Source organism: Yoonia maritima (assembly GCF_003003285.1).
In the GTDB taxonomy this organism is placed as follows: Bacteria; Pseudomonadota; Alphaproteobacteria; order Rhodobacterales; family Rhodobacteraceae; genus Yoonia; species Yoonia maritima.
In genome coordinates this window covers 89,517-112,727 of record NZ_PVTP01000008.1, presented here as the reverse complement: position 1 = coordinate 112,727, position 23,211 = coordinate 89,517, and the positions used below count along the sequence as shown (strand labels likewise).

Annotated in this window: 17 protein-coding genes; 5 read left to right on the top strand and 12 right to left on the bottom strand. The window is 53.6% G+C overall.

The features are described 5' to 3' along the window. Window positions 1-10: 10 nt before the first annotated feature. The 4 genes from CLV80_RS12460 to CLV80_RS12445 form a co-directional block, all read right to left on the bottom strand. Complete coding sequence (locus CLV80_RS12460; protein ID WP_243394551.1) at window positions 11-1,039, bottom strand: LacI family DNA-binding transcriptional regulator; 1,029 nt, start codon at window positions 1,037-1,039, stop codon at window positions 11-13. A 43-nt stretch (window positions 1,040-1,082) separates the two neighbouring features. Beyond that, the gene (locus CLV80_RS12455) at window positions 1,083-2,567 is read right to left on the bottom strand and encodes a tripartite tricarboxylate transporter permease (protein WP_106358268.1); all 1,485 of its coding nucleotides are present in this window, start codon (window positions 2,565-2,567) and stop codon (window positions 1,083-1,085) included. A 12-nt stretch (window positions 2,568-2,579) separates the two neighbouring features. Next, entirely contained in the window at window positions 2,580-2,999 is a 420-nt protein-coding gene (locus CLV80_RS12450) for a tripartite tricarboxylate transporter TctB family protein (RefSeq protein ID WP_106358267.1), read from the bottom strand. 65 nt (window positions 3,000-3,064) lie between these two features. Continuing rightward, complete coding sequence (locus tag CLV80_RS12445) at window positions 3,065-4,111, bottom strand: type 2 periplasmic-binding domain-containing protein (RefSeq protein ID WP_106358266.1); 1,047 nt, start codon at window positions 4,109-4,111, stop codon at window positions 3,065-3,067. A gap of 230 nt (window positions 4,112-4,341) precedes the next feature. Between CLV80_RS12445 and araD the strand changes: the two genes are divergently transcribed. Genes araD through CLV80_RS12425 form a run of 4 tightly spaced genes read left to right on the top strand, consistent with a single transcriptional unit; the run spans window position 4,342 to window position 9,235 of the window. Next, entirely contained in the window at window positions 4,342-6,084 is a 1,743-nt protein-coding gene (araD, locus tag CLV80_RS12440) for an L-arabinonate dehydratase (protein ID WP_243394550.1), read from the top strand. An 11-nt stretch (window positions 6,085-6,095) separates the two neighbouring features. Continuing rightward, entirely contained in the window at window positions 6,096-6,989 is an 894-nt protein-coding gene (locus CLV80_RS12435; RefSeq protein WP_106358264.1) for a dihydrodipicolinate synthase family protein, read from the top strand. Window positions 6,990-6,998: 9 nt separating this feature from the next. After that, window positions 6,999-8,519 (top strand): aldehyde dehydrogenase (NADP(+)), encoded by a 1,521-nt coding sequence (locus tag CLV80_RS12430; RefSeq protein WP_106358263.1) that lies wholly within the window; start codon window positions 6,999-7,001, stop codon window positions 8,517-8,519. 5 nt (window positions 8,520-8,524) lie between these two features. Then, on the top strand, window positions 8,525-9,235 hold the full coding sequence (locus tag CLV80_RS12425; protein WP_106358262.1) for a ribonuclease activity regulator RraA: 711 nt from the start codon (window positions 8,525-8,527) through the stop codon (window positions 9,233-9,235). Between the two features lie 65 nt (window positions 9,236-9,300). Here the strand turns inward: CLV80_RS12425 and CLV80_RS12420 are convergent, their stop codons facing one another. The 8 genes from CLV80_RS12420 to CLV80_RS12385 all read right to left on the bottom strand — a co-directional run bounded on the left by CLV80_RS12420 (window position 9,301) and on the right by CLV80_RS12385 (window position 17,506). After that, window positions 9,301-10,578, bottom strand: a complete 1,278-nt coding sequence (locus CLV80_RS12420) for a lanthionine synthetase LanC family protein (RefSeq protein ID WP_106358261.1) — start codon at window positions 10,576-10,578, stop codon at window positions 9,301-9,303. Continuing rightward, on the bottom strand, window positions 10,575-11,564 hold the full coding sequence (locus CLV80_RS12415) for a T3SS effector HopA1 family protein (protein ID WP_106358260.1): 990 nt from the start codon (window positions 11,562-11,564) through the stop codon (window positions 10,575-10,577). Before CLV80_RS12415 ends, CLV80_RS12420 begins: the two co-directional genes overlap by 4 nt. Beyond that, window positions 11,561-12,655 (bottom strand): phosphotransferase, encoded by a 1,095-nt coding sequence (locus tag CLV80_RS12410; protein ID WP_106358259.1) that lies wholly within the window; start codon window positions 12,653-12,655, stop codon window positions 11,561-11,563. The genes CLV80_RS12415 and CLV80_RS12410 overlap by 4 nt, the downstream gene beginning before the upstream one ends. Window positions 12,656-12,720: 65 nt before the next feature. Continuing rightward, entirely contained in the window at window positions 12,721-12,963 is a 243-nt protein-coding gene (locus CLV80_RS12405; protein ID WP_106358258.1) for a hypothetical protein, read from the bottom strand. A gap of 144 nt (window positions 12,964-13,107) precedes the next feature. After that, on the bottom strand, window positions 13,108-13,614 hold the full coding sequence (locus tag CLV80_RS12400; protein WP_243394559.1) for an aldehyde dehydrogenase family protein: 507 nt from the start codon (window positions 13,612-13,614) through the stop codon (window positions 13,108-13,110). Next, a complete protein-coding gene (locus CLV80_RS12395) occupies window positions 13,527-16,343 on the bottom strand; it encodes a type III effector HrpK domain-containing protein (protein ID WP_106358256.1) in 2,817 nt (938 codons plus the stop codon). Before CLV80_RS12395 ends, CLV80_RS12400 begins: the two co-directional genes overlap by 88 nt. Before the next feature lie 111 nt (window positions 16,344-16,454). Next, complete coding sequence (locus CLV80_RS12390) at window positions 16,455-16,928, bottom strand: tRNA (cytidine(34)-2'-O)-methyltransferase (RefSeq protein WP_106358255.1); 474 nt, start codon at window positions 16,926-16,928, stop codon at window positions 16,455-16,457. A 65-nt stretch (window positions 16,929-16,993) separates the two neighbouring features. After that, a complete protein-coding gene (locus tag CLV80_RS12385) occupies window positions 16,994-17,506 on the bottom strand; it encodes a hypothetical protein (protein WP_106358254.1) in 513 nt (170 codons plus the stop codon). Window positions 17,507-17,745: 239 nt separating this feature from the next. Here CLV80_RS12385 and CLV80_RS12380 point away from each other — a divergent pair, with 239 nt between their 5' ends. Further along, the gene (locus tag CLV80_RS12380) at window positions 17,746-23,208 is read left to right on the top strand and encodes a glutamate synthase-related protein (RefSeq protein WP_106358253.1); all 5,463 of its coding nucleotides are present in this window, start codon (window positions 17,746-17,748) and stop codon (window positions 23,206-23,208) included. Window positions 23,209-23,211 lie beyond the last annotated feature (3 nt).

Below are 23,211 nucleotides of genomic sequence, written 5' to 3'. Positions count from 1 at the left end.
AATGAACCATCTACGCGCTGTGACGCGCTACGATTTCAAATCCGATGTCATTGACGGACGCGATGGGTTCTGCGCTATCAAATCGTGATAGCAAAGCCATCGCTGCCGACCGCCCTAACGTTGTACGGTCAACGCGCACAGTTGTAAGCGCCGGTTCGGTATGGGCCGCGAATTCTTGATCGCCAAAGCCCATAATTGCGATATCTGTTGGGACTTTTAGCCCTTGGGCCGATGCTTCGATCAGCATGCCATGCGCCAGAACATCAGAGCTGCAAAAGACAAATGTGCCTTTCTCCATGGATTGCGCCTGCAACGCACGTAAACCGTCACGGCCATTCGCCAACGAGGCGCGTTCGCAATGCACCGCGTTCTCAACGGCTGCGCCAGCGAGCTCGGCGAAGCGGCTTTCAAACGCAGCACGGCGGCGCAACGCGCGTTCATCACCAGCAGACAAGGTTGCGGCGCAAGTAAACCCATTTTCAAACGCGTATTCGGCGGCTTTTACTGCGGCACGATCGTGTGAAAACCCAACGCAAATATCAATCGGCGTTTCAGTTGTGTCCCATATTTCCACGACAGGAATATCAGACGCCAGTAGCATCTGCCGCGCCTTGGCCGTGTGGTGTATGCCGGTTAGCAGCACCGCATCAGGACGACGTGACAGATGGGTCAGGATCATCGCCTCTTCGTCCTTGGGGTCAAACCCGGTTTCGGATAGCAACACCTGATACCCGTGTTCGCGCATCACGGATGAAAACGACGCAACCGCCGCAGAATAAACGATGTTGGTAATCGACGGAACAAGCGCCGAAATCAGTTTGCTTTTCTTTGACGCAAGCGCCCCTGCAATCGCATTGGGCACAAACCCAGTTGCATCAATTGCATCGGTAATTTTCTTTAACGTCTTCGGGGATACTTTGTCAGGATCAGACAATGCCCGCGACACGGTCACTTGTGACACCCCCGCAAGCCTGCCGACGTCCTCCATCGTGACGCGGCGGGACGTTGTTTTGCGGTTTAGGTTGGGTGTATCCATCATGCAGCCCATTGTCGTTTAGGGATCAACGGGCTGCAAGTCCCAGTTATGCACGGGTTTTCGATTTTCTGCTGATCATCACCGATCCAGCGATTGACCCGATGATAAGCAACCACAAAACCACGGCGATCCAACTTTTGGTGACAAAGATCGTCAGATCACCAAAGGATTCGAGGCTTTTGACGAAATAGACTTCGGCAGATGGGCCAAGGATAAACCCGATAATAAATGGCGCGATCTCAAGCCGTAGTTTCGTGGCAACCCAACCGAAGATACCAAAAATCAGCAGCGTCCAGACATCAAACATGATGCCATAGTTGATCGTGTAGGCACCGATCACGCACATCATCAGGATAATCGGGAACAGTAGGTGCTTTGGAACGGTCACGATTTTTGCGAAATAGCGGATCGCGAAATACATCATGATAAACATCGCGATGTTGGCGATCAGCATGGCAATAATCATCGCGTTCCACGTTTCGGGGCTATTGCCGATGAAAAGCGGGCCAACCTGAATGCCTTGCAACGTGAATGCACCGATGAGCAGCGCGGTCGTGCTGTCTCCGGGAATGCCCAAAGACAACAAAGGCACCAACGCGCCACCCGTCAGGCCGTTGTTCCCGCTTTCCGAAGCGATAATGCCCGCAGGTTCCCCTTTGCCGAAATTTTCTGGGTTTTTGGAAAAGGTTTTTGCGTTCGTATAAGATAGGATCGACGCGGCTGACCCCCCGACCCCGGGCAAAATCCCAACAAACGTCCCGATAAGCGATGAACGCACAACGTTCGTCTTTTGACCACGAAACACAGAGAGCGAAAATTTATTCGCCTTGGTGACTTTTACGTCATTTGCCGAATGGCCTTTGGGAACGCCCAGTTCAGCTTGGTCAAGAATGGCGGCTAGCCCGAACAGACCAATAAGAACCGGTAGCAATGAAAACCCACCATCAAGCCAGTATTCTGTGCCCGGTGGGATCAAGCGGTATTTGCCATTGCCCCCGTCTGAAATGTCATAAGATCCGATCAACGCAATAAAGATACCTAAGAACCCCGAAAAGATCCCCATCAACATATCCGACGACAGTGCTGCCATCACCGTAAGAGCAAAGAAGATGATCAGGAACTTTTCAACATAGCTAAACTTGATTGCAAAATCGGCCAGTGCGGGTGCAAACAGATAAAGAACCAACAGCGATATCAACCCACCCGCAAGCGACGCGACAATGCCGATTTTCAGGGCGCGTTCGCCCTCGCCCCTTTGTGCCATGGGATGGCCGTCAAGTGTGGTAGTAATTGAACTGGGCGTTCCCGGAATGCCCAGCAAAATCGCGGGGACCAACCCGCCAGAAATGCCACCAACATAAAGCCCAAGCAGTAACGCGAGCCCATTTTCTAGACCCAGTGAATAGGTCAGCGGCAAACAGACCGCGACCGCCATAGTGGCTGTCATGCCTGGGATAGATCCGAAGATGATGCCAACCATCGTGCCACCAACGATAAGCGACAAAAACAAAGGTGAGATGAATTCAAACATGATAGGCCCGTTTCATGGCAGGGTCAGGAAGAACGGATAGGTGAACAGCCACCAGACGGACACAGGCCCGACGACAGATACGATTGACAGGCTAATCACCGATCGCATCGGGCGTTCATGCATGAACAGCAGACCGATGATTAACACAAACGGGATCGAGCAAATCAAAAACCCGCTACCCGTATTCGGCCAGATATTCCCAACAGGAACCATCAGCGAAAAATACAGCAGCGTTACGCCAAGCGCGCCTAGAAACCGCATCTTGTCCATATTCTGAAAAACACCTTTCCAATACGGCAGCGCGTTCAAAATACGTTTGTGGTCGCGGATGATGATGGCGATCAACAAGATTGCCAAAACCACAGCAATCAGCCGTGGAAACACCAGATGCGACTGCTCAAAGTCGATCGAAACTTTGGTCAGATCGTTCATTCACTTTCCCCAAAAATAGCAACAGATAGGGCTGACAACAGCCAGCCATATCCAGTTTTGCCTGATTAGTTGCCAGCGATTGCCGTAATCACATCGGCATAAGTATCGCGTTTGTCTGTCAGATGTGCGGTTGCTTCGGCAGACGGCAAGAAGTTCGGGATAAAGAACGATTCTTTCTGACGTTCCTGAATGTCACCCGCAGCATAGATTTCGGCCAGCGCGGTATCGATCTGATCGATGATCGCTGGGTCCATGTCTGGGTTGAACAAAAAGAAGAACTCTTTGTCGAAGGTGAAATCATTGGTCCCGTCCAGCGTGACAGATGTTTCTGGTGACGCATATGCCAGCATATCATCGCGGGTTGTGCCGCCCATACCTGCCTCTGGCGCTTGACCTAAGGTCGCGTCACGCGCGGTGATCCAAACAAAACGCATCGCTTTGTCGTCACCATCTTCAAGCTGTGTGAACTGTTCGTTGGCTTGGATTGACCCGTTGATCACGTCTGCCAGATCGTCCCACATTGCTTGGTTTTTGTCAGATTGCGAACCGGTGTTCACAGCAACGATGTTTTCTTCGGACCCAGGTGCACGTACGCGGGCCGCGTTTTTCATCGCTGAAAAACCAATCTCGGATACGCCGCCCGGCTGGATCGCAACACGTACGCGCTCGCCATTTTCAGCAGCGGTCAGGATGTCTTCCATCGATTGGTACGGGCTATCGGCTGGCACCAGATAGGCGTTGCCGGGGTTGATCGCGACGGTCGGGCCGACAACATAATTCGCAAACGGATCATCATAGCCTTGGCGACCATAAAGGTTACCTAAATAGGACTGATCATGGAAAATCATGATCGTGCTACCACGGCTATCGCGGTTCAGCGCCTTAAAGGCCTCGGTTGAGCCGACGGCATCGACTTTGATGTTGATGCCCAGATTTTCTGACAGTGCTTCGGCCACAATCGCAGAGTTCTGATAGGTATCACCACCCGTCGACGTCGATCCGATCACCATACGCACATTGCGCGGTAGACCATCAGCAGATGCAGCAAAAGGGGCCGATGCAAACGCAGCGGCAGATGCAGCAGCGATAAGGGTGCGGCGGTTAAAGTTCATTGTTTCCTCCCAGCGGCCTTGGGGCCGTTTTGTTTAATAGTGTCGGACATCTCCAGCTGTCCAGTGCGCATTATGAAAGCGCATACATATTTTCCAACACGAAGTTGATACCGCTGTCAACCCAATCAATTAAAAACCTAACTATTGCAATAAATGACGGAAATGTCGTTGACCTCTTAAAATGTTTGCGCATACATAAATGGAAAATGCCGAAAGGTGCGGAGGATCAATTGACCAAAACAAAAAGAATAACACCCGAACAGTTGCGCAGTGCGCGTTGGTTTGCGCCGGACGATCTGCGGTCCTTTGGCCACCGTTCACGGATGATGCAATTGGGCTATACCGATGTAGAATATCGCGACCGCCCAATTATTGGGGTTTTGAACACGTGGTCTGAACTGAATTCCTGTCATTCCCACTTTCCTGAACGCGTCAAAGACGTCAAACGCGGCGTTCTGCAGGCGGGCGGATTTCCGGTGGAACTCCCTTCCTTGTCGGTCGACGAATCCTTCACCAAGCCAACATCCATGCTTTACCGCAACATGCTCGCGATGGAGACCGAAGAGATGATCCGCTCACACCCGCTTGATGGTGTGGTGTTGATGGGAGGGTGCGATAAAACCACGCCCGGTCTAGTCATGGGTGCGATCACCGCTGGCGTGCCAATGATATTCCTGCCTGCCGGGCCTATGTTACGCGGGAACTTCGCTGGCAAGACGTTAGGGTCAGGCTCTGACGCTTGGAAATATTGGGATGAACGCCGCGCTGGTAACATCTCAGACTCTGAATGGTTGGGCGTCCAAGGCGGCATCGCGCGATCAGCGGGCACCTGTATGACCATGGGCACCGCATCCACCATGACCGCGATTACGGATGCAATGGGGTTAACCCTGCCGGGGGCGTCTTCGATCCCAGCAGCAGATAGCGGACACCAGCGCCTTGGGTCAGATTCGGGCCGCCGCATCGTTGATATGGTGTGGGAAGACCTAAAACCTTCAGACATCATCACAGATGCATCGGTGAAAAACGCGGCGATCGTTGCGATGGCGACCGGGTGCTCAACCAACGCAGTGGTGCACCTGATCGCAATGGCACGCCGCGCAGGCGTTGAACTGACACTGGATGATCTGGACGCATTGGGGCGCTCTACCCCGTTGATCGCCAACGTGCGCCCGTCAGGCAAAGACTACCTGATGGAGGATTTCTATTTCGCGGGCGGCCTACGCGCACTGATGAAACAGATTGAAGAACGTCTGGACACGACTTGCATCACAGTCACCGGCAAAACGCTGGCCGACGGATTAAAAGGCGCTGTTGTTTATAACGATGACGTTATTCGACCGCTTTCAAACCCGGTTTACCACGAAGGATCGCTTGCGCTGTTGCGCGGCAATCTGTGCCCAGATGGTGCGGTGATCAAACCAGCGGCCTGTGATCCAAAATACTATGAACACGAAGGCCCGGCGCTGGTGTTCGACAGCTATCCAGAAATGAAAGCCGCGATCGACGACGAAGACCTAGATGTCACGCCAGAAACCGTCTTGGTCTTGCGCAATGCAGGCCCGCAAGGTGGGCCGGGGATGCCTGAATGGGGCATGCTGCCGATCCCCAAGGCGCTGATCAAACAGGGTCACCGCGACATGCTGCGGATTTCAGATTCGCGGATGTCAGGGACGTCTTATGGGGCATGCGTTCTGCACGTCGCCCCAGAAAGCTTTGTTGGCGGGCCACTTGCGTTGCTTAAAACCGGTGACATCGTAAAGCTCGATATGCCAAATCGGCGTTTAGATATGCTTGTCTCTGACGAGGAAATCGAACGCCGCCGCGCGGCATGGAAACAGCCCCCAGCCCGGTTCCAACGCGGCTATGGTTATATGTTCTCTCGACACATTCAGCAGGCAGACAAAGGTTGTGACTTTGACTTTCTCGAACGTGATTTCGGCCCGGCTGCGGGCGAGCCTGATATTTTCTAAGGATGACAACAATGAATCTAAATAACGCACTGGCAGGGATTTCCGGTATCTTGGCAACGCCATACGACGCGGCGGGAAGCATCGCCCCTGAAAAGCTATCGCCGATCATTGATCGTGCGATTGGCGCGGGCATGCATATGCCCGTGGTCAACGGCAACACTGGCGAATTTTACGCCCTTACCACGGATGAAGCCTGCACCATGGCCCGCGAGGTCTGTGCAATGACAGATGATCGTGCGCCGGTTCTTGCTGGAATTGGCCGCAGCATTCGTGACGCCTGTAAGCTGGCCGAAGTATCCGCCGAAGCCGGTGCCGCAGCGCTGATGATCCATCAGCCGCCCGATCCCTTTGTGGCGCCACGCGGTACGGTGGAATACGTGAAACAAATCAGCAAAGCATCTGGCGGACTGCCGATCATGCTATACCTGCGCAATGACGCCATCGGTATCGACGGCATCCGCGCGCTTTGTGATGTTGAAGGCGTAAAGGGCGTGAAATGGGCGACGCCCAATATCATGAATCTGTCGAAAGCCATTGCAGCCTGTGATCCGTCAATCACATGGGTTTGTGGCCTGGCCGAGGTCTGGGCGCCCCCAATGTATGCCGTCGGTGCGCGCGGGTTTACATCAGGACTAATCAACATTTGGCCAGATCGGTCAATGGCAATCCACGGTGCCTTGGCTGCGGGCGACTATGCCGCAGCGCAAAACCTGATCGCGGATATGATCCCATTCGAAGACATCCGCGCCGAAGAACTGAACGGTACAAACGTCACTGGTGTCAAAGCTGCGTTGATCGCAACCGGCCATGATTGTGGCCCAACCAGACCGCCTTCGGCTTGGCCTCTGACCGATGCGCAGCAGGCGCAGATGATGAAATTCCTTCAGCACAACAAACTGGCATAGGCGTAAACCATGAGCTTTGTTCCACACGGCAAACATCTGATCGCGGGCGCTTGGGTCGCTACCGATCAAAAATTCAACTCTGAACCCGCGCATGGGGATGCACATGCGTTTTGCGTTGGCACCCCTGATCTGGTGGATCAGGCCGCAAAGGCCGCCGAAGATGCGTTTTGGTCATACGGCTATAGCTCTCGTGCGGATCGTGCGGCGTTTTTAAACGCCATCGCTGATGAAATCGACGCACGCGGCGACGCGATCACTCAGATTGGAACCCAAGAAACCGGCCTGCCAGAAACCCGTCTGATTGGCGAACGCGGCCGGACGGTTGGCCAGCTACGACTATTCGCGCAGCATATTCTGGATGGCGATTATTTGGATCGTCGTTTTGACGCATCGCTTCTTGATCGCGCACCCCTACCCCGCCCTGAATTACGGCTGATGCAACGCCCCGTTGGTCCTGTCGCAGTTTTTGGCGCATCCAACTTTCCGCTCGCGTTTTCGACAGCGGGTGGCGACACGGCCTCTGCCCTTGCGGCGGGTTGCCCTGTCGTTGTCAAAGGCCACAGCGCGCATCCCGGCACCGGCGAAATCGTCGCCGAAGCGATCCATGCCGCGATCCAAAAATGCGGCCTGCACGCAGGTGTATTTTCACTGATCCAAGGTGGTAAACGCGATGTGGGACAATCGCTGGTCCAACACCCTCTGATCAAGGCCGTCGGGTTTACCGGATCACTTGCCGGTGGGCGTGCGCTGTTTGATCTATGTGCGCAACGCCCCGAACCCATCCCCTTTTTCGGCGAATTAGGCAGCGTGAACCCCATGTTCCTGCTGCCCAATGCGATGACCGCACGCGGCAATGACATCGCGACAGGTTGGGCAGGATCGTTGACAATGGGTGCCGGGCAGTTTTGCACCAACCCGGGTATTTCGGTCGTGATCGACAGCCCAGAGGCCCAAGCCTATGTCGACACAGCCGCAAAGGTACTGGGTGAAACAGACGCCCAAGTCATGCTAACCGACGGGATCGCAGCGGCCTACCGCGCCGGACGCGACCGGATCGCCGCCTCTGCAGGTGTGCGCAGCGTGCTGTCCACATCGTGTGACTTGCGCAACGCAACACCTTATCTGTTTGTGACAACAAGTGCTGACTGGCTTGCGAATGCCGAACTTGGCGAAGAGGTTTTCGGTCCCCTCGGCATGGTTGTCATTGTGAAAGACCTGCAAGAAATGCAGCAAGTCGCACGCGCGCTTGAGGGGCAACTGACCTGCACGATCCACATGGATGACGGCGACACAGACGCCGCCCGTGCGCTAGTTCCTGTGCTTGAACGCAAAGCAGGTCGCGTGCTGGCCAACGGCTTTCCAACCGGGGTCGAGGTCTCAGACACGATGGTTCACGGCGGTCCCTACCCTGCATCAACAAACTTTGGCGCAACATCCGTCGGTACAATGGCCATTCGCCGTTTCCTACGCCCCGTTTGCTACCAGAACATGCCAGCGGGCGTTTTGCCTGACGATCTTGGACAAGGATAAACCAGATGAATAATGAAACACGCGAAAAGCTAATGGGCGTTTCAGTCGCAACGCTGGCAACCGCCCTTTTCAAACGCGGACTGCGCCATCAGGTGATTCAAGGTGTTAATCCAGTTGGCTGGAAAGGCAAAAACATGGTCGGCCCAGCATTCACGCTGCGCTACATGCCCGCCCGCGAAGACCGCAATACGCTTGCCGAATTCCGCAATCCAGAGCACCCCCAGCGGGTCGCAATTGAAACCTGCCCAAAAGGTGCCGTGCTTGTCATGGATAGTCGCAAACAGGCTGACGCCGCATCTGCAGGTGATATTCTGATCACGCGGCTGATGAAACGTGGCGGCGCTGGTGTTGTGACAGACGGCGGTTTTCGTGATGCGGCGGTGATCGCGGAACTAGACATTCCAGCCTACCACACACGGCCATCCAGCCCCACAAACCTGACCAACAACGAAGCCATCGCCATCAATGAACCGATCGGTTGCGGCGACGCACCCGTGTTCCCCGGCGATATCATCGTTGGCGACGCCGATTGCGTCATCGTGATCCCGGCGCACCTGGCGGAAGAAGTAGCAAACGAAGCCGTCGAAATGTCCGCCTACGAAGATTTCGTGGTCGAACGGGTCAAAGACGGCGAAGCGATCATCGGCCTGTACCCTTGCACCCAAGACAAACATAGCGATGATTTCAAGGTTTGGCGTAAGGCAAACAACCGGTAACTGTTGTGTTCCTAAGCCGCCAATAAACATCCGGGGGCTTAGGTTTCAAACGATATATGATCAAGCTATCCGTTACCGACACACAATAATGATGGTGGTTTTCCAGTGTTCATAGTGCGCAACAGCGCGTACCCGGTGCCCGCCAAACCAAGCATGAACCCCGGCGGTTGATGCCGGTCACCACCGCCGTAAGGGAATGGTCGATCTGCATCGACAAAGGTATTGGCAATGAAATCCTGCACCGCACCGACGACCAGATCTTCGTCGCCTGACAGCGTGTCATGATCATTGATAAACAATTCTACATCACCACAAACCCCATGACATAAACACATGTTTGTCTGTGGTTTCAGTCGTGTCATCAGCGTCTGTTGCGTAAGCCGCGATGCTGTCTTTGCCTCGGCTTGAAAAACAGGGTCCCCTGTCAATGCAAAGGCCCGTAACCGGGCAAGGCCAATACCGGTTGATCCGTGGCACCACGCGACCTCGGTCCGGCCAGTTGCCGTCGTATCGCCGTGATACCGTAAGTCTGGCCAGCTTTGCTGCGCATCATCAAACCAATGACTTTCATAGTCAAAGGCGCGTTTCCCGGCACTAACCATCGCCGGAACATCGAACGCAATGCCAAGTTCCAGCAACGCAAGCCCGATACCGCATGCACCATGACCGTATCCCAACAGGTTGGGCTTGGCCGTCGATGATGGTTCCATCCAATCAGCGCCGCTTGCGTTCACTTGCATCTCGGATGTTGTGTTCCACGATAGGCCAGCGTCGTCTTCGGTCGCAAGGTTAAGGATTTTGTCGCCCCAAGCTAACAATGGGGCCTTGATCACATCCCGGCCAAGGGTGTCTTCCAAAGAAATGATCGCTGGAATGGATGCCGACACGCCCAACATCACGTCCAGCACGCATTTACCCTGTAAATCGGCGCTAAGCACATCAACAATAATCCGCTTACCTGAATCAACCAACGCTGGTTGATCCATAAGCTGACCAATCGTGATGGCAGCATAACCTACCCCGACTTGGCCGGTATAAAACGACAATGAAACCGTGTCCGGGCAATCGGAATACCGCGACGTTGCGTGGTTAATCGCACCCAATGCAGTGCGGGTCACAATGGGGTCGCCCGTTATCTTGCCAAGCTGCGCCAAGAACAACGCAATTCCAGCGGTGCCGTCGTAAATACTGGGGCCAAGCGACCCATACCCCGACAGCATCGACCCAAGAAACGTATCATTCATAGGCCCAAGCCAGTTGCACCGATCTTGATCCCAAATCGCATCCCGAACAAGCGCCTTCCCAATGCCAAATGCGGCGCCTAACGTCTGTTCGTCGTTCATTTTACTATCTCGGATTGGAAACTGGGCAGGTCGTAAGTGTCTGTCGAACCCGGATTTAGATACAGCCGATTGATATCCAAATTTTCTAGCGCGCAGAAATCGGTAAATGCGTCCCAAAACCGTGTCGGGCAAATGGCATCACCATTTTGGGCACGCAGCATCGCCTGCGCCACCAAACCGCTGCGCGAAGCGCCAAAACTGACCGCATCTGCTGGGTCCTCTGCAAGGCCGATGCCATGCGCAATTGGTTTGGTAAACGTGGGCGGGGATGGATCTAACAATGGCTTCAACGCGCTCAATTTTCGCGAAATCACCATGGCGCTAACTTCGAATACGCGTTTCGGCAGATACAGCACTGCAGTATCAGAACGTGAATAATCGCAAACGCGCACCGCCGTTTTATAGGTAAAGGGAATGCCATATTCATTCAGCGTTTCAGACAAGAGCTTTGCAACCGGGGCTGCCGATTGTGGGGATGCGAGGTTGAAATAAAGCCGAACGACCTTGGCCAATTCGGCAATATCCAACTGCTCTTGCCCGAAAATGTGGAAAAATCCCGGCTGCAGCGTTTTGGAACCTGCAAGATGGGTTACGGTTACAGGCGATCCCTGTCGGATTGGTGTTGCATCTGGATCGGCCAAATACTGCCCTGCTACAAACTTGCGCACCGCCCCATACCGTTCCGCGATAACCGCACCATCGGCTTGCGGGGTGCGCACGATCCAACCATCCTGAACCGTCCGTTTGGTTGCGTTAGCTTCTGAAATCTTAGCAATAAGGCCGTCATCCGAAGGCGTCGCCTGAAAAGCATCGGCAATCTGACCATCTGGATGCGTGTATAGATATTTGTAGACCATTTCTGTTAACCGCTGCGCCGGATTGGCATCAGGCGTCGCGGACTCTTGAGCCGGATGACCCAGAAAAATGATCTGCCCATCATCTTGTAGGCGAACGCTGGCCACGAATGTTTGCAACAGGTTCTTCATGCTGCGCGCCGAGACGTTTGTAATAGTATCTTTCCATAAACATCATAGGCCTGCGACCCAGAAAGCATCTTTGCCAACTGCACTAATGCAATTGCAAGTGGCGGCGCGCTATCCACGCCATAGCAATGCTCATATGCGGCAACCAACAGCCGTGCGGCCATCATATCAATGGATTTGGCGCAAAAGGTTTCCAAATCTTGACCGGTCATAGTGCCCTTACTGATGTACCCATCCCAAAATGCGCGCATTTCAGCAAAGGATTGACGCATATCGAATGTTTCCCCATCTATTACAGGTGCTTTCATCGCCCGATGAATAACAAATGCAGCCAGCCCACACCCCACATCCCACGCCGGGTCGCCAATATCGGCACGTTCCCAGTCCAGAATTTTAAGCGTTTCATCCTCGTTGTTTTCATTCGGAGATACGCAAAGAAAGTTTTCCCATTTGAAATCCGCATGGATCAGGCATTGCGAATTCCAATTCTTTTTGGACCGCTCAAGGCACTTACCAAGGTCAGGCTGCGCCATAATCATATCGATGATTTCGGCGCTCGCTTTACTGCGACCTTTTAGCGACGACAATGGGCTGGGTTCTTCGTTTAGGCGGAATATCCAATGCGGTTTTTCTTCGAATGCGATGCCAAGATCGGCGATCTCAGAGCGCGGAATATCATGATAGTGGGCTGCGATAACGCCCATCTGCGCGGCTTGCGTTGGTGTAATCTGCCCAATGCGACGTGATTTCGTCCCAAGGTCTTCCGCGTCTGTAATAAGTTCAAGCGTCATCGACGCGGTCGTTGGATCAAAATGCAGCAGACGCGGCATCACAGAGCAAAGGTGCGCGAATGCGGGTTTCGTTGCTACGGCTTGGTAAATTTTCGCTTCGGTCGTCACGGATTCAAATGTGCCCGCCTCGCCTTCATGCGCCTGTTTGATAAAAAATGACCGCCCATGAAGTTGCTTAAAAACAAAGAACCGATTCCGCTGCCGCCCCATCAGAAAAACTGTTGAGCCGTTCACAATATCTGTGCGCGATATCAAGTTTTGGCCTTCAAGGGTCTGGATAATATTGCGGGCGATGGGTTCCACGGACTGTCCTTAAGCGTTGGCTTAGCGGAAAAGAGGCAGCAGCAAACGCTACTGCCTCATTGGTTTTAAACAGTGCAGACAGCTGTCCACGCTGTTGAAACACAGCCAAGCTTAGACGCGCCAAGCGCATCCATATGTTTTTGTGCTGCGGCTTGTGCTTCGGCGACATCGCCAAAAGAACAGCCAGCTGTGAACAGAACGCTAACGCATCCTTCAGTCACCTGAACCGGGTTCGCAGCAGCGGCTTTTGTCGCCTCTTCTACGTCACCGAATGTACAGCCTGCAGTAAATGCTACACTTACACACATAATATTTGTCCCTTGTTGGTTCATTGAGTTGAGCGCGAAACGAAATGTTCACCGCGCGCTTAATCGAATACTGGTCGGGCTAAGTGTGTGCTGTGCGCTGGGGCACGATAAATCAGTGATAAGCCGCTTTATCGTTTTTTTTGACTAAAACGGATACGCTGTGGCGGCCGGTTTGGTGGTGATCCAGACGTATTGTGTGAATTCTTCCCAAATCGCTGGGCCCGATATTCTTGTTCCGTTGCCAGATTTCCCGCGTCCGCCAAACGGGGCGAGTGGTGATGAAATCACGGGCTGATCGTTGATGTGCAGGTGACCAACCCGAAGACGGTTCCCAACCGCCCGGGCCCGCGCCACATTGCCGCCAATAACGCTGCCAGCCAGCCCAAAATCGGACATCTTTGCTAACTTAACCGCATGATCATCGTCATCAAACCCGGCTATCACAGCCACTGGGCCAAAGATTTCTTCTTCAAATGCACGCATGCCCGGTTTCACCCCAGATAGGACAGTGGCAGGAAACATTGTGCCTTTGGCTTTGCCGCCGACATGAAGCGTTGCGCCTTTTACAACGGCATCTGCGACGCTGGCTTCCCATCCGGCCCCTTGACTTCGGGGCGCAGCTGATAGCCTTGCTCGACACCTTGAACCAATTTTCCATATTCAGCATCGCTCATGTCAATGACAGTGCTTTTGTAGGTGTCACTTTTGGACGAGCTATCAATCGCGCTTTCAAATGCTGCTTCAAACGCGCGTACATCGCGGTGATCCCCATGGATCACATCAGACGGAACCTTGAATAAATCATCAAGGGTCTTATCCATTCCAATCAGTGGCTTAGCTGGAGACTTCTTTTTGGCGTCCGGGTCTTGGTCCGCGGGGCGTCCCGCGTTTTCATACTCACGATCTATATTTTCGTTAAAGGTTTTAACCTCTTTGTTGTAGTCGCCAATGATGTGGTTCGCCAAATCAGCAAAGTGTTTTCCCGACCCGATAAAGCTGATAAAATCCTTGGCTATCGCCAACCGTTCTTCTGGGGTGTCGGCCAGCGTGCCACCCTTACCAGACAGTTGATAAATCGCTGAAATCAGGGAAACCGCACCCCCCAATGATCCGATGATGCCTTTCTTGGTCAGGTCACTAAAAACCGCACGAACGGTTGATCCCTCTAGACTGCTGTATTTGCCATTTCCTAGCACCTTATCGACATCTTTTTGGGTCACCGTGCCCGTCTTAGAATACGTAGCTCCCAATTCCTGAAGCGCAGCACTGAAATCTTTGGCCGTCTTTTTATTTCCCAGCATCTCGGTAAAGAATTTTTCGGCCTCGGCGGCACGCCGTCCCAGATCAAGCCCGCCTTTTTTGATTAGCGTCAGGAACACTTTGACAAGGTCAGTACCCGCTTGGGTCAGGTTTTCTTCGCTAATCATGCCGGGGTCAGCCATCAGGCTGTCCAGCTCCATCGTCATGGCATTCAGTTCCATGTTTTGGGCGAATGCTGCGGCAGCGTCAGGATCAGCCGCCAGCAATGACGAATAGGTTGCTGTGATATCATCCTGCGCGACCTGATCTTTCCCGTCAGTAATCAGGTCTTGGATCATTTTCACATAATCCGCACCAAAGGCCATATCCTTTAGGTCTTGGACAATATCAGCGCCGCCTTCGACCTTACCTAGCGCGATCTCGCGGGCCTCTGTGATATCCGCCGATACAGCCTCCGAACTCATTAATTCGGCAATTGCGTCGTTCACTTTGGTTTCATCAATGATGTCTTCAAAATCACGACCCAGTACGGGTTCTACATCGACACCTGTGCTGATGTTCAAGGTAAACACCCCTGCGCCATCATCCAGATACGACCCTGCCTTAAGCGCCCGAAACAGTTTGGCACGGTCATCATCCGCCGCGATCGACCCGTCGTCGATACCAGCCTTCCAATCGGCCATGACAGTCTGCCACGCCAATTCGGTAACCGTTAGGATATTACCGTCTTTGTCTTTTTCCGTTGTATCCAATGCCGCGATGTCAAGCTCTTCCAAGGGCGGCAGGCCCGCTTCCTTGCGTGCAGCGTTCACAGCATCGGTGCGTTCTTTGGCTTCTTTGGCGTCCATTGCAGGAGTAATCACATCCTCCATTTCACCCCTGAGGCTTGAAAACCCGAATTTGCCAAAATCCTGCAGCCGCCCAGCTTCGCTGCCGTGCTTTGCCTCTCCGCTTTTGCCAAAGCCATCGATGCTGCCGTTCCCGACGTCCCCACCGCCGGTGCTGTTCCCGTCACCATCATAGGTTTCGATGTGTTTTAGAACCTGAACCGCACGAAAAGCCGCATCAGGATCGTTTTCGAAATCACCGACCTGCTCTTTCAGCATTGTTTTAATGTCGCTTTGGTTACCAAGGTTTTTCAGTAACGCGGCACCCTCAATAATCTGGCGGGCGCTGCGTTGATCGCCTTCTGGGCGTTCCCATTGAATCCCTAGCGCGGCAGCCACTTCCTGCGCTTTTGTGTTGCCTGCGGCTTCTGACGTCTGTCGAATCTGGCCTTTCAGATTGGAAAACCCATATTTGCCAAAGTCTTGAAGGCGTCCCGCTTCGGTTCCATTCCGCGCTTCGTCGCTGCTCGTGAAACCGTCAATCCTGCCGTTCCCGATGTCGGTGTTCGCGATCCGGTTTCCATTGCTATCAAACTGTTCGACATGCCGCAAAACTTGTACCGCGCGATAAGCGGCATCTGCATCATTTTCAAAGTCGCCAACCCGTTCTTTTAGCATCTCTTTGACGTTGCTTTGCGTGCCTAGGTTTCGCAGCAGCGGATTATCATCGATAATATCTTGCGCACTACGGGTATCATCATCTGGCAACTCCCACACAATCCCAAGCGCCTCTGCCTGCTCACGCGCAACAGAGTCTTCGGCGGCTGTCGTGATATGCTGCAACTCTCCCTCAAGCCGCGAAAACCCGTATTTTCCAAAATCTTGTAGGCGACCAGCTTCTGTTCCATGAACCGCATCACCGCTTTTCTTAAAACCATTGATTTTATCGTCGCCCACGCCTCCGCCGACCTGACGATCACCTTTGGCATCAAAACGTTCGATATGTTCCAAAACCTGCACCGCACGATAGGTGGCGTCAGCGTCAACACCAATCTTACCACCAACCCGCTTTTCCAGCGCATCCCGCACACCGCTTTGGTTACCAAGGTTTTTTAACAGCGGGCTGTCGTCAACGATTTCTTGCGCCGTGCGCCTGTCATTCGCCGGACGTTCCCAACGAATACCTGCATCTTTGGCTTGTTCTTGGGCGTCTTCCCACGCCGCAATATTATCTGGATCAACCGAAGACGGATCAACTGCACTCGATGGGGTGGACGCACTAACGTTGGGCATGGGGCACCTTTTTGATCTGCGTGGCCTTGCATCACAAAACCACTTGGGGTTGATCAAAGGTGACTATCTTTAGGTGACACGGATGTGACACACATTCGTGGTCGGCTGTTTTCAGCCGCCCAGCTTTCCGCGCATTGCTTGATAGATGACAGCAGTGGCGACATTGGCCAAATTCAATGATCGCACACGTGTATCAAGCATCGGCAAACTGAATATCCGATCGTCCATGCCATTTAGAACCTCGGGCGGTAGCCCTTTGGATTCACATCCAAATACCAAATAGGCATCTTGCGGGTAAACAGGATCATAGATCGTTTGCGATCCGTGTTCTTCGAAAAAGAACAGCTGGTCTAAAGATGGCTTTTGATCATCCAAAAAGCACTGCCAACTATCGTATTCCGTCAGGTTTACATATTTCCAATAATCCGTTCCCGCACGCCGCACGGCTTTTTCATCTAAGGAAAACCCGTAGGGTTTGATTAAGATCAGTTCGAGGTTCAAAGCAACGCTTGTCCGCCCAATAGCGCCAGTATTGTAAGGAATTTCAGGTGTTACCAACACCATCTTCATGCATGGATCAGCCATTGGATGTGTGGACTTTCTTAGTTGGGGCGCTGGCGCCGCTTTATTATTTTAATGGGATCACAGCGCTAGCGATTTTCCAAAAACTGATACGCCTCAAGAAGCGTCGCTGCGAGCCCATCAAAGAACCCCGGAACACCAATATCAATCAACCCAGAAGGGGCCGGCCCCTCATCTGGATAAAACATCTCGGCAGGTCTGACGTGGATAATTCCGGAACGCACAGCAAGCAGTTCACGGTAGCTCGCGCCCTTACCATGTTTTAGCACATTCACCGCAAGATAGTATTGATGCACCCGATCAGCGAGGTCGGCTTTTCCAGAATCCAACAATGCAGCCCTTAGTTTTCGCGAAAACGGTCCGCGCTTAAAGTGGTGCTGCATCTGCCGTTCGAACAACGTAAACGTATCCACTACAACAGCTTCAAGCGCGATATAAGCGGCGCGCAGGTCTTCAACTTGTGCCTTTGATCCGTTGGAACCTTCAAAATGTTCCCGAACCGCTGCAATCTTGTCTTGGGACGTTTTTGCATCGGCCTGCGCAGCCGCAACCAGTTCCGGCACAGTGTGTGAAGTTTCCATCGTTCATTCTCCTTAACATCCCAACCTCCCTTAAGCTAAGCGGCGGGAATTGATAGTGGCACGGCACATTCATTCGCGCCGCCACACGAATTTTCACCTCATATTCTTGCAGTTTGGGGATTTGACGTTTATCGACACTGCACGCTTTCAAAGCGATCCAGCGAATAGCCAGACACCACATAAATCATCGTGCCGTAAAGTTAACCCTTTGCGCACTCTTTGACTTTTGGGAGATCGGCTTGCAGGTCAATCCATCGACATATGGTCTTTATGATCCAACACTTGAACACAGCGCATGTGGCGTTGGGTTCCTGACCCGAAAAGACGGCCAGCAGACATATGACGTTCTGAAGCGTGGGCACGAAGCCTTGTGTGCGGTGCCGCATCGCGGTGGCATGTCATCCGAAGGCGTTGGCGACGGGGCAGGCATATCTGTTGATTTGTCGCTTAATTTCTTCAGCAAACTTTGCGGTCAAACCCTATCATCTGGGCAATTTGGTGTTGGGAATTTCTTTCTGCCGGTGGATATTGCGCAGCATGAACACGCCAACACCCTGATCGAAACCGCGCTTCAGGCCGAAGGCATGACAGTCCTGCACAGCCGCGATGTTCCCGTCGACAATAGTGCAATCGTCGACCGCGCTGTCAAACATCAACTGTTGGTGCGTCAATGGATTTTCGCAGCACCCGATGGAATGCCGCAAGACGCGTTTGATCGCCGTATTCATCAAGTATTGTTAGCAATCGAAGCCGACGCATACACCCAACCAGCGCTTGATGGGTTATACCCGCTGTCGCTGTCGTCGCGGATGCAGGTTTTCAAAGGTCGCTTAAATTCATGGGAAATCATCCCCTATTTCAAGGACTTGTCCGACCCTGAACATTCTGTTCACACGATGTATTTCCACACGCGGTTTTCGACCAATACCGATCCGCACCCATCAATGGCGCAGCCATTTCGATTGATGGCGCATAACGGCGAGCTGAACACAGATAAAAAGAACCGACTGTCCGAAGCCGCAATTGCGCTAGCCCGCAACAAATCCATTCAGCGCCCCAAGGGGCAATCTGACAGCTGCCGCTTGGATCAAACTCTGAACTCTCGTGTCTACGACGAAGGGCTCGACCTGATCACAGCCGTTGTCGCCATGATGCCCCCCGCATGGGAAAATGACACGCGCCTGTCCCCCCAAGTTCGCACCATGCTTGAATATTTTTCCCTATCAGAAGAGAAAAACGATGGCCCCGCCGCGCTTGTGTTTGGCAATGGAACCCTTATCGGGGCGCGGCTAGACCGGCTTGGCTTGCGGCCAATGCGTTCGGTCGAGACACATGAATATCTTGCCGTCATGTCAGAGGCGGGGCAGATTAACTTTCCACCCAATGACGTGCTGCGCCGTGGCCGCGTCGAAGCAGGTGGGATGATTTATTTCGACCACAGCACGGGCCGTACATACGAAACCACCGAAGCGCTTGAGATGCTGGCCAAGGCCAAGGACTATCCCGCGCTGTTGGCCGCCGCACAGATCAACATTGACGATCTCCCCCACTCCGAGAGTAACCCCGCAGAGGCCGCGGGCCGCTATGAAGGCGATCTAGAACGCCCTGCCCGCTATGTTGGTTACACGCTCAATCAGGAAAGCTTCAAATTCCTGATGGACCCAATGCTGCAAACCGGGGTCGAAAAGGTATCCGCAATGGGATACGGTAACGCGATCAACGCATTGTCTGACAATGAAGGCGGCGTTGCGAAATACTTTAGCCAGCGTTTTGCACAGGTCACAAACCCTCCGCTTGATTCAATCCGTGAATCTGACGGGATGACGCTGCGGGTCGCGCTTGGCGAAAAACCCCACCTTGGCCAAAGCCGTTCACGTCAAATCGTGGTGAATTCGCCCGTCTTACGCATGATCGATGTGCTTAAGATCAAAGCGCAAAAAGACACCCCTTGGGCGCGCTTTGACACGCTGTACACGCCGGTTTTCAATGACGCCACTGCAAATGAAATCGCGCTTATTGACGCTATTGACGATGTGGCCAACCAAGTTGTCGATTTCGCCCGCACGCAAGGCGGCATCGCTATTTTAACTGACCGGCACCTGTGCCGCGCGAAATCACCGCTGCCGATGACATTGGCCGTTTCCGCGATCAATCAACGCCTGATCCAAGAAGGTGTGGGTTTCAAGGTATCGTTAGTTGTCGAAAGCGGGCAGATTTGTTCGTCGCATCACATTGCCTGTGCTTTGGGCTTTGGCGCGGCCGCTGTTTATCCGCTGTCCGTCAGGATGCGCGCCGAAGAACTGTTCGGAAACGACGCGGCCATTGCCTATGGTAAGTTCAAAAAAGCGGCCGAAAAAGCGATGATGAAGACCATGGGTAAAGTGGGCCTATGTACCGTCGAAAGCTATTCCGGCGGCGAATTCTTTGAACCTAACTTTCTTGATACAAACGATCCGGTTTTCGCAAAATACCTGCCTAACATGAACACGCCGGTTGGCGGCGTACGATTTAATGTTGTGGCCAAATCAGTCGCCGATTGGCACGAACGCGCGCTCAATGTTGCAAGCGACAAGGACATCCCAATCCTTGGTCTGTTCAAAGAACGCTCTGAAGGTGCAGGCCATAGTTACGGCACCACGGCTGTGCGTGGATTTGTGGACCTGACCGAAGAACCCATCAGCTTTGCCAAGGCCGAAAGCGAAACCGATCCGTTGCGCCTGTTGACGCTGCGCCAGATGGACGATGCATTTGGTATTGATGACGCGGGTTATGTGAACACGTCATTTGAAAAACTGACCACGGACCAAATTAACAGCTTTGAAATCACCCCCGGCTACCGCACGTTCAGCCGCACAATGACCGAAGAACGGCACCGCCGCCCGGCCGCTTTGCGCGATGTGTTGGCTTTCCCTGCGGATATTACGTTTCTTGATACCACCCAAGAAATGAAGCGCGAGATGATGCTGTTTAACCGCGCAGGAAACCGCAATTTCGTGATCCGTGGGCTGCGGTGCGAACCCTTAGATAATGGCGAATTCCTGCTGCACCTCACAGGACCAAAGGCCGAGGATATCGGGCGGTTGGATGTGCTGGCAACGACGTTGGTAGACCGGTTTGGCCACGACATCGAAGGTCATCACATCACCAAAGGCGTGCTCAAAGTTGCGGCGCGCGGCATGGCGCTTGACTACTTATCGCGGCTGCGGACAGCCCCAGACCGCATTGAACTTAGCCAAGTTGAGCTTGCATCAGACATCACCGGTCGCCTCGCCTCTGGTGCGATGTCGCACGGGGCGCTGGTTTCTTCGGCCCACGAGGCCGTCGCCCACGGCACAAACATGGTTGGCGGCATGTCCAACTCTGGCGAAGGCGGCGAACATATCAGCCGTTACGGCACCATTCGTTCTAGCCGGATCAAACAATTCGCATCAGGGCGCTTTGGTGTCTGGGCCGGGTATCTGGCGGACCCTAACCTCGAAGAAATCGAGATCAAAATCGGCCAAGGTGCGAAACCCGGCGAAGGCGGTCAACTGCCAGCGCCAAAGGTCACCGTCGAAATCGCCGCAGCACGCGGCGGCACACCGGGGGTAGAACTTATCTCGCCGCCGCCCCACCACGACACCTATTCCATCGAAGACCTTGGCCAGCTTATCCATGATGCCAAAGCCGCACGCGTGCGCGTTATCGTCAAACTGGTCAGTTCCGAAGGGATCGGAACCATCGCCGTGGGCGTTGCAAAGGCGGGTGCAGATGTCATAAACGTCGCTGGCGGCACCGGGGGAACAGGCGCTGCGGCTGTGACTTCGCTCAAATATACCGGGCGCGCTGCGGAAATTGGTATCGCCGAAGTCCATCAGGCGCTTTGCGCCAACGGGATCCGGCAAAAGGTGATGTTGCGCTGTTCAGGTGCAATGCAAACCGGGTCCGATGTCGTCAAAGGCGCGTTGCTTGGTGGTGACAGCTTTGAATTCGGCACCACCGCTTTGATGATGCTAAAGTGTGTGATGGCAAAGAACTGCAACGTGAAATGCCCCGCAGGTCTGACCACAAACGCCGAAGCATTCGACGGCGACCCACGCGCGCTCGCGCAATATTTGCTGAACATCGCCCACGAAGTCCGTGAAATTCTTGCGGGTCTCGGGCTAACATCCTTGGAACAGGCACGCGGGCGTACTGACCTTTTGCATCTGCTGGACCATCCGGCGTCGGTAGGCAAATTGGATCTACGTGCGATGCTGACCTGCGTTCCAGAAAATCCGGTCGATAACCCCGTGTATTTGGAAAAAGACTTTTCGGTAGATGATGCTTTGCTGGATCAGCTCAAGGCACGATTGATTGACGGCAGTGAACAGCAGATTGAATTGCGCCCGAATGCCCCTCTGAATAACCGAAATAAAACAGTTGGCGGGCAACTTGGCATTGATATCGAACGGATACTGAACCACGAACTGCCAGACCTTCCAGCGGCGGCATTCCAAGACAAACGCGGTCGCCGCTATTTGGATCACAATAGCGTTCGGATCGTAACCAACGGCTCTGCGGGGCAAAGCTTTGGTGCATTTTGCAATGACGGCATGGTTATGGCCCACACGGGCACATGTAACGATGGCGTCGGCAAAGGCGCATCAGGCGGCGAAATCATCGTACAAAGCCCGGGCGGTGCCGAAGGGGCGGAAAACGTTCTTGTTGGCAATTTCGCACTGTTTGGCGCAACTGGCGGCCGGACCTTTATCGAAGGGCAAGCCGGAGATCGTTTCGCCGTGCGTAATTCGGGTGCAACAGCCGTCGTCGAAGGTGTCGGTGATTTTTGCGCGGAGTACATGACCAACGGCGCGATATTGAACTTAGGTGGCTTTGCAAAAGGCTATGGTAACGGGATGTCAGGCGGGTTTGCCTATCAGTTTGATCCTGAAAACAGACTTCCCGATATGATAAGCCATGATTCAGTTCTGATGGGCACGTTGGTTGATGGGTCTGAGCATGCTGCGATCCACGAAGACGCAATCAAGCAGATGCTGTCATGGCACATTAACGCAACAGGTTCGGCCATTGGGCGTGACCTGCTCGATAACTGGGAAACAACCCGTATTCATATGGCATGGATCATGCCAAAGGCGTTGCTGCAATATCAGGATGCCGATGCCATCCTTGCAGCGCGGTCGCGAAAAGAATTGATCGACGAACTATCCACAGCGCTTGCTGCGCATCAAATTTCCGAGCTCAAGACAGCTTGGAAAAAGGGGCGTCCTGTGCACCGTGGCGCGCTTCCTGCCTACGGAGAAATGGACACACCAGAAATGTTCCGCCTTCTTGGCAGCTATATTGTGCTGGAACAGGCTCAGGTCATCGCAACAAAGCGGGTTGGCGGGGCCGACCGCGTCGCCCGTGACAAAGCCGCCCGAAACCTGATCCTGACTGAAGATTTCGGCGTCATGTCTGCGCTTGCCAAACACGCCAAGAAATCCGTCGAAGACTACGATGACGCGGGGCTTGCCGCTCTTGTTGCCAACAAACGGCTGTCGGATTTCAAACGCGCCCTAAGCATGCGCAACATCCTAAGCATGGACAGCCCCGGCACCTATGCATGGATCATGCACCAAAGCGCCAAAAATCGGACCGCTTTGGGCCACATCCCTAGCTTTGATGAACTGTTTGCTGAAAACGCCATGCCTGACCTTCTGGCTCGGGTCCCTGCGGAGTAGAAA